The organism is Rickettsia endosymbiont of Ceutorhynchus obstrictus (assembly GCF_964026565.1).
Classification (GTDB): domain Bacteria; phylum Pseudomonadota; class Alphaproteobacteria; order Rickettsiales; family Rickettsiaceae; genus Rickettsia.
Genome location: NZ_OZ032162.1, coordinates 79721 through 91931, shown reverse-complemented (window position 1 = coordinate 91931; position 12211 = coordinate 79721). Strand labels below are relative to the sequence as shown.

The window sequence follows — 12211 nt, the reverse complement described above, 5'->3', positions numbered from 1 at the left end:
TGAATGTGTCTTTTGAGTATATCCGATGTCATTCCCGTGAAAACGGCGCGTTGTTGGATGGCTAATAATTTACCGTATTATGGTTATTATAAGTACGGTGTCATACCGTGGCTTGACACCGAAACACTTTGCAAAAATTCGAGCCACGCAACAACGCCCCGTTTTCACGGAAATGACATCGATATTTAAGTTATATTAAGATTTCTTTATACTTAAATGGTTATAAGCAGTATAGTAAAAAATATAATTAATTATGTTTAATTTAAACAAACTACGAAATATGCAATTAAACACGCAATTTATTACAAAATTCTTGACTAATTTATTAACTAACGTAAAAGTGCGTTGGTTGTATAAAAAAAATATTGTTATTTTATTTGGCAGTAAAGGTGTTTTTCTTAGTGCTTTTATAAAAAATAAGTTAGCGGAAAGTTTATTTATTCCCTTTACGGATTCGAGAGATTTAAACTTATATAAAAGTTTTTTTCATAAATTTAAAAACTCCGATGTTTTTTTCTTACTTGACGGCGCTGAATGCAAAATGCGCCATGATTCAATACCTATATTGCAATCGATAGTAAAAACTAACCCTATCGAGCAATTTATTAACGGCTATTTTAATAAAGACGATATAATAGCACATTATGTTTATAAGAGGACTACAACACCGAGCGAGTTTTGGTCTACTTTAATTATGTCTAGCCCTTATCAGCCGCCTTTGAGCGACATAGGTGAATGTGTATTTGAAAACAAATCACTAGCCTTTAAGGGAATTTATTTTTTAGCGTTAGAATTTAAAACTATTCTTGATAAAATAATAAAAAATACTCAGCAAAATAAATATGCCGATTATTTTCAGATCTGTGTATTTATTTTAGAAGCAAGCGGCATTAAATTTATTATAAAACATCAAGATAATATAATTTCTATGCGCACATTTGAATATCCTCCCGATAAATCGGAATCATATATTCAAGGAATTATTGAACAAGAAATAAATGATTGTTTGTTATTATTTAAAAATTATATCGGTAACTTAAACAATGAAGCGTGTATAATTCTTATAGTAGAACCTGAATTACAAACTTTATTACAACAATCAAATTTTGAAAATCATCCTGTAATTTTCATCCCCATGGATGGGATATTAAATGAAGTAAATTTAACCGCTAATAAATTCTTAGACGCTAATATTAGCAAATTATTTATCAAATATAAAAATTTCCGAGCGACTAATACTTATTTAAAATCAATAGAGAAGCTTAATTTTATTGGCTCCTTAATATTTAAATTATTTAGTTTCGGTATGATTATATTACTTATTATAGCAGGGGCTACTAAATACAAAACATTCCAAAACAATAAAGCATCACTTTTTTTTAGTGAAAAATATTATGCAACGACCCAACAATATGATGAGATAAAATATAAATATCCTTACATTCAAAATACTACTAATTTAGCAGACTTATATGTGATAGAAAAATTATTGGAAGCACCGGTAACATTACCGTTTGATTTATTAGAAAAATATATAACAACTTTAGGGCCACCTTTTCAGTTAAAAGAAATCACATGGGAATTGACTGACGTAGATAACATATTATTGATGTCTAAAAGATATTTAAATGTTAGAATTCTGCTTAATTTTACAACCGCTAACTTATCCGTAACAGAATCTATAAACAAATTAAATGATCATATAAAACTTATCCAAGATACTATGGCCGACGAAAATATTAAACTCAATATCACCGTATCTGAAGATAAAATAATTAATACATCCGGCAAGGTAGTAATACCGTTATTCATTAAATATAGCCGAAAGGGATAGGAACATGTTTACAAAATATATTATGTATTTAAAAAATTATATTTTTTTTCAATTTGTCGTATATTTTTTTTGTACTTCACTAATTATTCTCCTAATACAAACCCTTAAGGAAGAGTATAAGGTCTCTACTATTAGGAAACAGAGTACCCAAGAAGCTCTAACGGAAGAAACTTTAAAATTATATTCTATAATTAATTCTAAAGAAGAAATATTAGAGGCTTATACCAAATATGCCAATTTAAGTATTCCTAAGAGAAGCGACTGTTTAAATCATTATGAACTTATACCAAAAATACAAAGCCTTGCCGATAAATATAAATTAGCTGAACCCATTGACGTAACCGTCAATACAATCTTCCTAAGAAATAATATTCAGGAATTTCAAGGCGAACATGAAAAAATTAGTATAAATAATTATAGTGTGAATTTAAAATTTGCAGCCCGGGATTTCAACACGTTTTTACAAATATTTCGAGAAATTTATTCTTATATGCCGGTTAACACTATCGTAACTTTTGTACGAGTACGTAACGAGGAAGTGCTTACTCCTAAAACTATTTATAAACTTTCACCAGCAAAATCCCCTGATTTTATTTATGCTAAATTAACTATGTATATTAGGGAATTAGTATCAAAAAACTAACTATAAATGATATGATTATATTAAATAATATTAATTCTCAATTGTTTAAAAAAGATATCATGAATAATTTTATTGATAATATCTCAAGTCTTACATGTTCAACACTGGCAAATATTATTTCTATAGACTATGTAATAAGGCTTAACTCTAAGCCTGATGCTAAAAAATATATTGCTTCTTGCATTCTCAAATTAAAAACTTTTTTGGGTAATAAGGTCATAAATGACGATAGTTTTTCAGTAGCTTTAACGTTATTTGCCGTAGCTATTACATCTGAAGATACAAATACTGCTCATAAAGATAATATTTTAGAGCAATCGCAAGATGTAGTGGCAGAGAATTTAGTAAATATTTATTTTAAAGATATAGTTATAAGCGACACTGATAAAGTAGCAATTAAAGCAGTATTTAAGAATTTATTAAAAGAAAAAAATTCTAATAATATAATTAATTATATTCAATCTAATCCCGAATTATTTTGTAGCTCGGTAATGTATGCAATAAAGAAATATCAAAGGCAAGACGAGATAAATTCGTATATAAAAAAAGAAATTGATAAAGTATTAGAAATTTCTTTAGAATTTATTAAAAAAAATAATACATTTAAACAAGCCGCCGGCAAAATTGCCAGTGCTATTTGTGCGCTAGCCATAGGAGCAATCAGCGTTGCAACAGCAGGTGCTACTTTTTCTCTCATAATTATACCGACCTCTATTTTTGCTATAAAATACGCGCCTCAAATCGGAGAAAAAATCGGCGAGTTGATTTTAAATAATGATTCGGTAATAAAATCTAAAGAGAAAGAAATTAGTGAATTCAAAGCTGAAATTCAAAATAATAATCAAGCTTTTTTGACGCAAGAAAAAGCAAAAAAGCGTAATAAAAATAAAGCGATAGAAGCTACAATTTCTCCTAGTAAAATAGATATTGCAAAGGAAAATATTAATAAAGTTAAAAAGCCGCAATATGAAAAACACAGATAGATAATCATATACGTCATTGCGAATGGGTGTTGGCGTTGTTGTATGGATGGTTAAAATCGCTTAAAACTTGTCATTCCGTGGCTTGACCCTGTACTGTACGAACGTTGAAAAAAGGCTGTGTCATGCCGTGACTTGATCACGGCATCCAGGAAAATAAAGCCGTATTAGACTTATTTTAGAATCTTTTTATGATATTATAAGCTGGATTCCGTGGTCGTAGCCACGGAATGACAGAATTTTTACCTCTTTATTTCAACGTTCGTACAGTAGTGGGCTTGACCACGGTATGACACACCACGGTACTTTTAAAGAATACCCGAAATATAGCAATTTTTGATCCATGCAACAATGCCAATACCGCCTCGCAATGACAATGACAAGGGCTTCAATGGCTTACCCGACAATAATCATATTATATCAACTATTTTTTGCTTGTGAATAGGGATTATTAACTTTATTATTCTTTATTTGAGATATATAAAATACAAAGTAACTTGATGAGAAAGATCGTAATATCCGGCATGATCGGCAATGCCCTTGAATGGTATGATTATGCATTATATGCTCAATTTGCTTATATAATCGGTCAGCATTTTTTTCCTGATTCAGAAATGCGTGAAACACTAACTTTTGCCGTGTTTGCCGCCGGCTTTATAGTAAGACCGCTCGGCGGAATTATTTTCGGCAATATCGGTGATAGATTCGGTCGGCGTATTGCTTTAGTAGTAGGTATTATAACAATGGCGGTACCGACCGCCGGCATCGGGTTATTACCCGGTTATAATACTATCGGTATTGCTGCTCCTATAATCTTAACCGTTATTAGATTAATACAAGGTTTTTCTCTCGGCGGAGAATTTAGCGGCTGTATCTCTTATATTGTAGAACATGCATCTTTAGAACAAAGAGGGCTTGCAGGTAGCGCTTCTTTCGTTAGTATGTGTGCCGGTATGCTCCTTGGTCTTGCTACGGCTGCCGGTTTCTCTTACTTTATGCCTCCCGATATTCTTTATAATTGGGGTTGGAGGATACCTTTTATTGCCGGTTTATTTATCAGTTTAGTAGGGCTATATATTAGAAAAAATTTATCGGAAAGTCCAATCTATAAAAAAGCCAAAGAAAGTGGGCGTTTAGCACGTTTCCCTCTTCGGGAAACACTAACTAAATATTGGCGAGAATTGATTATAGCAATCGGTCTTTATATTACGGTAACGGCACCTTTTTATACCTCAACGGTTTTTATCGGTAATTTCATGAAAACGCTTGGGTATAGTAATCATCAAAGCTCAATCGTTAGCAGCGCAATACTCGTGACTATGATGGTTGTATTTCCTATTGCTGCTTATATTTCCGATAAAATCGGTCGACGTCCTGTATTAATATGGGGAATTGTCTTAATGATCTTACTTGTTTATCCGATTTTTATATGTTTAGGATCAATGAATTTCTGCCTGGCTCTTCTGTCACAAATAGTATTTGCCGGAATTATTGCTATTTATATGGGACCCATTCCAACCGTGCTAGTGGAAATATTCCCGACCAGCGTAAGATTTACGGGAGTTGCACTTTCCTATAATTTAGCGGCGGCAATATTCGGCGGCACTGCACCGGTAATGGGTATGATGCTCACAAAATTCACCGGTGACAAATATGCAATTTCGTATTATTTAATTGCGCTGGCATTATTATCTTCTATAATTTTGCGGTTTTACAAAGAAACCTATAAAAAAAGTTTGATAGAGTCATGAGTGAAGTTTTTGAGTTACCGAAAGGAGAAAATAAAGTTCTTTTGCATTCTTGTTGCGCGCCTTGCGTCGGACCTCTTATGGAAAAAATAGCAAAGTCAGGAATTGATTTAACTATTTTTTTCTATAATCCCAATATCCATCCTAAAAAAGAATATGAGTTAAGAAAAAATGAAAATATTCGCTTTGCGGAAAAGAACAATATAAAATTTATTGATGCCGATTACGATCCACAAAATTGGTTTGCTAGGGCTAAAGGAATGGAATACGAACCGGAAAGAGGTAAGCGCTGCAGTATATGTTTCGATATGCGTTTTGAGCGTACCGCCCTTTATGCTTATGAAAACGATTTTAAAGTTATCACTAGCTCGCTTGGGATTTCGAGATGGAAGGATATGAATCAGATTAACGAATCCGGTATTAAAGCTGCCTCACATTACGAAGGCATTACTTATTGGACGTATAATTGGCGCAAAGACGGCGGTAGTAGTAGAATGTACGAAATTGCCAAAGAAGAAAATTTTTATAAGCAGGAATTTTGTGGTTGCATCTTTTCTTTTCGTGATACTAATGACTGGCGGATAACTAACAACCGTCCGAAAATTGAAATCGGTAAGGAATATTATAGCTAAGTAATAGTATTGTAGCTTGAAATATCATTGCGAGAAGCTGTAAGCCTTGTTGCATGGATACCGGAATCGTCATTGCGAGCGACCAAAGGCGTTGTTGCATGGCTCGAATTTTTGCAAAGCATTCGGTGTCATGCCGTGGCTTGACCCACTACTGTACGAACGTTGAAAAAAGGCTGTGTCATGCCGTGACTTGATCACGGCATCCAGGAAAATAAAGCCATATTAGACTTATTTTAGAATCTTTTTATGATATTATAAGCTGGATTCCGTGGTCGTAGCCACGGAATGACAGAATTTTTACCTCTTTATTTAAACGTTCGTACAGTAGTGGGCTTGACCGGTGTTGTTGCATGGATGGTTAAAAACGCCCTCGGTGTCATTCCCGCGAAGGCGGGAATCCAGAGAAATTTACGCACATAAATAAATTTTAGCTCTTTTGTGCATATTTATTATCGATTCTGTATATAAGGTTTATATCAATTACTCTGATTTTTTGCTTTTCTGCTTAACCAGTTTTGTAAATAAGACTCAGCGAGCTTAGCATCTTCAATAACTATAACATTCTCGGCATTTCTCGTATCGGCCGATACGGTAAAATTAAACGAGCCGGTAATGACTTTTTGCTTATCGATAATTATCACTTTATTATGAGCAATGCCTGGTACCTTATCTATGCCGACATCAATTTTTGCTCTTTGTAATTCATGTATTTTAGAAAATTTTTGCTTCAAATTGCTTCGATCGAGTAACATCCTGACTTTAACCCCTCTAGCTTGTGCCTTAATTAAAGCGTCGGTAATTAAAGGGTCGCTCATACCGTATGCCTGCATATAAATAGAGCTTTGCGCTTTATCAATTTCACTCGCTATAAATTTAGTGCAACCGGAGGGAGGCGTAAAGCAGGTACTGACTTTACCTTTTGAGATTTGTGATATTTTATAGTCTGGTACTCTTTCATTACTTGTTTCTTGGTGAGTATCAAGTAAAGTCGATTTAATTATATTATTGGGTGGAGAAAAATTCGCTTGAAATAGATCGGTAAAATAATCAGGATTTTCTAAGTAAGAACCGAGAGCAATTCCTAAAATGAAGATAATTACTATTTCAGTAAATTTCCTAGCGTTTCTTTTTTTTCTCATTAGATTTTATAAATAATTATATTTTAAGCTATAGCGGGATATTGTTGTGTGGATCGTATTTTGATGTCATTCCCGTGAAAACGGGAATCCAGACTTTACTTTGTCATGCTGAACTTGTTTCAGCATCTTTTTGTAATAGATACTGAAATTCAGGATGACTCTATAATTTTTCTGGATTCCCGCCTTTAGCTAGAATGACATAAAGAGTTGCAGGAATAACATGCTTCAAATCAAGCTACAGCTAAATTCAGGAAGCTTCAGACAAGATGAATTTAATGGTGAGCTGCGCAGCGTACACTTAGTACGTGAGTACAGGCGAATCCAGAAAAATTCGCTTGTATCAAGCTTTATGAATTTAGCTGTACTTTATTCCTTACATAACTACCCGGAGCTTCTTCAATAGTTGTTAGATTTTTATAATCTATCGATTTTTTAAGCTCTACATTATTATTTTTTTGTAACCAATCAAGCCAATAGCTCCACCAAGATCCTTTATGTTCTTTAGCTGCCATAAACCAGTCTTCGCTGCTAAGCAATAAATCATCATGAGTGCGATAATTATATTTAGATGTTGCCGGAGGGTTAACTATTCCCGCTATATGCCCTGAATCCGTTAAGCAGAAAACTTTATTACCGTTTAGTAACTTCATCCCTTCATATACCGAACGCCAAGGAGCTATATGGTCATCTTTTGCGGCAATACAAAAAGAATTGCAATCGATATTGCTTAAATCTATGGGCGTAGCTAGTAACGACAAAGCATTCGGTTCTTTTAGTAAATTGTTAAGATACATATTGCGTAAATAATAGCTGTGCATTTTTGCCGGCAGATTAGTATGGTCGGCATTCCAATATAATAAATCAAACGGCATCGGTGTTTTACCGAGCAAATAATTATTTACGAAGAATGACCAAACTAAATCGTTAGCCCGCAATAAACTAAAGCTATTCGATAAATATCGCCCGTCAAAATAGCCTTTTTGCTTCATATCTTCTTCGATATGCCCTATTGTCGACTCGTTAATAAATACGCCGACTTCTCCGGGGTGAGTATAATCCAAAAGAGTAGTAAGAAAGGTAGCACTATTAACGTAATCCAATTTTTTTGATTTTAAATAGCTAAGTAAAATAGCTAAAAAAGTTCCGCCGATACAATAGCCGACAAAGTTAATTTTTTTATAGCCGAGACTCATTACATACTCACAAGGAGCAAGTAAGCCGTCCTTTAAATAATCTTCAAAAGTTTTTTCCGACATATCGCTATCCGGATTAACCCAAGAAACAAGGAATAGCTGAAAATTATTTTCTACCAAATATGATATTAATGAATTATGGGTAGATAAATCGAGTATATAATATTTATTGATACAGGGCGGAATAATAAATAACGGCACTGAATGAGTTTGATCTTTCGGCTCATAGCAAATAAGCTGCATTAAATCATTCTGAAAAACAATTTTTCCTTTGGTCTTTGCAATATTTTTTCCTAATTGGAAAGCTGATTTATCGGTAGTATTGATATTTAATAAGTCACCGGAATTTTTGATATCTCTCAGAAAATTCTCAAGACCTTGCACAAGATTTTGTCCGCCGCTTTCCAAAGTTTCACGTAAAACCTTAGGATTACAAAAAGCAAAATTCGATGGGGAAAATGCATCGATAAACTGCTTTGTTATAAATTCTAAATGTTGTTTTAAATTAGGTGATAATTCATATTGTCGAATATTTTTTTGTATGCATTCTGAAGACATTAAATAAAATTGTTTAACGAAATCAAAATAAGCATTATCTTGCCAAGAGGAATCTTTAAATCTTTTATCTTTATTATCAGGAGAAAATATAGGTTTTGCCGTGCTACCGACAAATTTTGCACAGGCATTAGAGGTAAGTTCTCTAAATTTCTCTATATATTCAACATTAACGTTACAAAATTTTTCCGGATTTGCCCAAAATTGCTCAACCATGCTGGTGAATATTACTCTATTTCGGTCACTATCGACTAAGCTACTCGGTATCATACTACCTTTCCCTTGCATTAACTGCAGGAGAATCTCTTGATATTTATCATTAATTTCTTTTAGATTATTGATTATTTGCTCGCTAGGAATGTTATGCATATATTTGGTTCTGTTTTATATTTGTGTTAAGTGTGTAGATCATCATTGCGAGAAGGCATTGGCTTTGTTGCATGGATACCCAAACTGTCATGGTGAAGCCACGAAGGCATTGTTGCATGGATCGAATTTTTGATGTCATTCCTGCGAAAGCAGGAATCTAGAGAATATTTAAGCGAATTATATAGTGAATTTTTATATAATTTTGCTTATTTTAAGTGTTTTTTCTGGATTCCCGCCTTTAGCTAGGAATGACATACGGCACTTTTCTCGAGCCATGCAATAACGCCCCTTGCAATGACGTTTTGGCAATTGACACTACAACTTTAAACTATCCCACATATTATTAACCTTGTCGATAACTTCCCGGCTCATCTCTATTTTTTCGCCCCATTTTCTATTAGTTTCAGGGTATATTTTATTAGTTGCATCTATTCCCATCTTACTACCGAGACCGGACACGGGCGACGCAAAATCTAAATAATCTATCGGCGAATTATCTATAAAAGTGGTATCACGAGACGGATCGCTTCTGGTTGCTATAGCCCAAATTACTTCTTGCCAGTTACGAATATTTATATCCTCATCTACCACGATAATAAATTTACTATACATAAATTGCCGTAAATATGACCAAATACCAAGCATTATTCTTTTAGCATGACCAGGATAGGATTTACGTATTGAAACAACGGCTACTCTATATGAACAGCCTTCAGGGGGTAGCCAAAAATCGATGATCTCAGGAAATTGTTGTTGAATTAGCGGAATAAAAATCTCATTTAACGCCTCACCGAGTATTGAAGGTTCATCAGGCGGCTTACCGGTATAAGTGCTTAAATATATAGGGTTCTTTTTCATAGTAATAGTTTTTATAGTAAATACCGGAAAATCTTCAACATCGTTATAATAGCCTGTATGATCGCCAAACGGTCCTTCCGGTAAATACTCGTCTAGGCTTACATAACCTTCAATGACAATTTCACTATGAGCAGGTACTTTTAAGGCAATATTTTTGCAATTTACTAATTCTATTTTTTGATTCCCTATTAGTCCGGCAAAATTATATTCGGAAATATTCTCAGGTAACGGCATAACGGCCGCCATAGTAACGGCAGGACTCGCGCCAATAACAATAGCAGCAGGGAAAGGTTCTTTTTTGCTCTCTTTCCAACGTTTATGATGTTCCGCCCCGCCTCGAAGCTTTAGCCACCGCATCAGCAACTTATTACCGGCTATTACCTGCATTCTATATATGCCGAGATTGTAATTATCTATTTTGTCGTTACTAGGTCCTTTAGTTACGACTATCGGCCAAGTAATTAAAGGTGAAGCGTCAAGAGGCCAACATTTTTGAATCGGTAATATATTAATATCCGGCTGATCAATAACGATTTCTTGACAGGCGGCTTTTGAAACGATTTTCGGCGACATAGCAAATATTCGCTTAGCCAGCGGTAGCATCGAAAAGGTTTCTTTAAGAGATACAGGAGGTTCGGGTTGTTTGAGGAATGCTAATAACTTACCGAATTCTCTAAGTTCTGCAGGACTGTTTAATTTTAGCCCCATGCTAATACGTTCTAAACTAGCATATAGATTGGTTAAAACAGGAAAAGAGGATTTTGTGCCGTCGCATTTTATGACATTTTCAAAAAGTAATGCCGGCCCGCCTTGTGCAAGCGATCTTCTACTAATTTCCGTAATCTCTAAATCAGCTTGCACTGCGATAGATATACGTTTTAGCTGACCGTTTTTTTCTAGAAATTCTAAAAATTGCGTTAAATTCCGAAAACTCATAAAATACTCAAAATTTAATGTCCTTCCTGCAAGGCATTGTTGCGTGGATCGATTTTATTCGTCATTGCGAGGAGGCACAAAGTGCCGACGTGGCAATCTAAGCAAAAAATACTATGAAATTTATTATTTTCTAGATTGCCGCGCTCCTTGCAGTCACTCGCAATGACGTTTAGGGTATCCACGCAACAATATCAAACGAAAATGACATATTAACGCTTTTATTAGCGACTCAGCTAATACTCTTGCATAAAAATAAATATAACCCTATTACTATAGCAACAAATATATTAAGATAACAAGGAAAGATAAAACTTAAATCTTTAGAAGCAAAATTTTGAAGGGTAAAATGTAGAGAAGTAACGGCTAATACCGAAAGAGCCGCGAGTAAAACCGGTATTAATGTGGATTTTCTACTGTAAGGATATTTAAAAAAAACAGCGAGTGCTAAAAAAGTCAAGGCAAAATTATATAACGGCCACAGCAATCTTTGATGCCCTTCGGCAATTAATTTGATTTTTTTCTGCGTCAAAAGTTCAGTATCCGGCTGTAATAATTCTTTAATATAATACTCGTTAATATCTCGGTTATGTTTATTTCTTTCGTGAGCTAGAGGGTTATCGCTACTTAGCCTTACTATCAATGCATTAAATGACAATTGAGTTAAATTACCGTTATTATCGTATATTTGTCTTATTCCTTTATCTAATTCAAATACCGGATCGTTATCATATATACTTAATGTACCTGACTCGGCAAATAATATAGAAGGATTTTCAAGATTTCGGCTATCGAAAACTATTAAGCCGGACATAATGTTATTGGCTAATTTTTTATCAATATAAATAGTAATGTCTTTTGATATTTTATTAAAAATTTTCTCCTCTATCATATTGGAAATATAGTTATTTTTTATAAAACTTAAACGGGATTTTAAATTTATATAAGATAAGGGCATGGCAGTAGAAGATAGATAGTAAGCAAATAATGTTACTATAAGTGCAATATATAAAGCAGGTTTAGCTAACTGCAGATTATTTACGCCTGAGGCTTGCAATATGATTAACTGCCTGGCTGTTTTTAAATCGTTATACGTATAAATAACGGCAATAACGGTTATTATCGGCAATAAAACAAATAATAAAGAAGGCAATACTAGGATTATCAAATTAAAAAAATCCGTAATTTTTATACCTTTGTCAAAGAGATATAAAAGCTTTAATATTTGAGTAATCCACACCAAACTAGTTACCGAAAAAGTAACCGTGATAAGCAACGGAAAGATACTTCTTATAAAATATTTTTGATATAATAACATTGATAATTT

14 protein-coding genes are annotated in these 12211 nt (G+C 33.7%); 6 read left to right on the top strand and 8 right to left on the bottom strand.

Annotation, left to right across the window (positions count from 1 at the left end):
- The first annotated feature begins 12 nt into the window (after positions 1-12).
- The 6 genes from AAGD64_RS00550 to AAGD64_RS00525 all read left to right on the top strand — a co-directional run bounded on the left by AAGD64_RS00550 (position 13) and on the right by AAGD64_RS00525 (position 5837).
- Positions 13-189 carry a hypothetical protein gene (locus AAGD64_RS00550; protein ID WP_341793476.1) on the top strand — a complete coding sequence of 59 codons (177 nt, stop codon included), beginning with the start codon at positions 13-15 and terminating at the stop codon, positions 187-189.
- Positions 190-280: 91 nt separating this feature from the next.
- The gene (locus AAGD64_RS00545; protein WP_341793475.1) at positions 281-1834 is read left to right on the top strand and encodes a hypothetical protein; all 1554 of its coding nucleotides are present in this window, start codon (positions 281-283) and stop codon (positions 1832-1834) included.
- A gap of 4 nt (positions 1835-1838) precedes the next feature.
- On the top strand, positions 1839-2477 hold the full coding sequence (locus AAGD64_RS00540) for a hypothetical protein (protein ID WP_341793474.1): 639 nt from the start codon (positions 1839-1841) through the stop codon (positions 2475-2477).
- Between the two features lie 2 nt (positions 2478-2479).
- Entirely contained in the window at positions 2480-3460 is a 981-nt protein-coding gene (locus AAGD64_RS00535) for an RP853 family protein (RefSeq protein WP_253310085.1), read from the top strand.
- Between the two features lie 497 nt (positions 3461-3957).
- Complete coding sequence (locus AAGD64_RS00530; RefSeq protein WP_253308188.1) at positions 3958-5208, top strand: metabolite/H+ symporter; 1251 nt, start codon at positions 3958-3960, stop codon at positions 5206-5208.
- Positions 5205-5837, top strand: coding sequence for an epoxyqueuosine reductase QueH (locus tag AAGD64_RS00525; protein ID WP_341793473.1), 633 nt, complete (start codon positions 5205-5207; stop codon positions 5835-5837). The genes AAGD64_RS00530 and AAGD64_RS00525 overlap by 4 nt, the downstream gene beginning before the upstream one ends.
- On the opposite strand, the gene AAGD64_RS00520 is transcribed toward AAGD64_RS00525, so the two are convergent.
- From AAGD64_RS00520 to AAGD64_RS00480, 8 genes are all read right to left on the bottom strand, one after another.
- Entirely contained in the window at positions 5791-5937 is a 147-nt protein-coding gene (locus AAGD64_RS00520) for a hypothetical protein (RefSeq protein ID WP_341793472.1), read from the bottom strand. The two genes, AAGD64_RS00525 and AAGD64_RS00520, sit on opposite strands and share 47 nt — an antisense overlap.
- A complete protein-coding gene (locus AAGD64_RS00515; RefSeq protein WP_341793471.1) occupies positions 5907-6035 on the bottom strand; it encodes a hypothetical protein in 129 nt (42 codons plus the stop codon). Before AAGD64_RS00515 ends, AAGD64_RS00520 begins: the two co-directional genes overlap by 31 nt.
- A gap of 278 nt (positions 6036-6313) precedes the next feature.
- Entirely contained in the window at positions 6314-6976 is a 663-nt protein-coding gene (locus AAGD64_RS00510) for a phospholipase D family protein (protein WP_341793470.1), read from the bottom strand.
- Positions 6977-7323: 347 nt separating this feature from the next.
- Positions 7324-9093, bottom strand: a complete 1770-nt coding sequence (locus AAGD64_RS00500; RefSeq protein WP_253308191.1) for a PHA/PHB synthase family protein — start codon at positions 9091-9093, stop codon at positions 7324-7326.
- Positions 9086-9232: a hypothetical protein gene (locus tag AAGD64_RS00495; RefSeq protein WP_341793468.1), complete on the bottom strand. Its 147-nt coding sequence runs from the start codon at positions 9230-9232 to the stop codon at positions 9086-9088. The genes AAGD64_RS00500 and AAGD64_RS00495 overlap by 8 nt, the downstream gene beginning before the upstream one ends.
- A 176-nt stretch (positions 9233-9408) precedes the next feature.
- Entirely contained in the window at positions 9409-10887 is a 1479-nt protein-coding gene (locus AAGD64_RS00490) for a UbiD family decarboxylase (RefSeq protein ID WP_341793467.1), read from the bottom strand.
- Positions 10888-10901: 14 nt separating this feature from the next.
- Complete coding sequence (locus AAGD64_RS00485) at positions 10902-11069, bottom strand: hypothetical protein (protein WP_341793466.1); 168 nt, start codon at positions 11067-11069, stop codon at positions 10902-10904.
- 47 nt (positions 11070-11116) lie between these two features.
- The gene (locus AAGD64_RS00480) at positions 11117-12202 is read right to left on the bottom strand and encodes an LptF/LptG family permease (protein WP_253308193.1); all 1086 of its coding nucleotides are present in this window, start codon (positions 12200-12202) and stop codon (positions 11117-11119) included.
- Positions 12203-12211 lie beyond the last annotated feature (9 nt).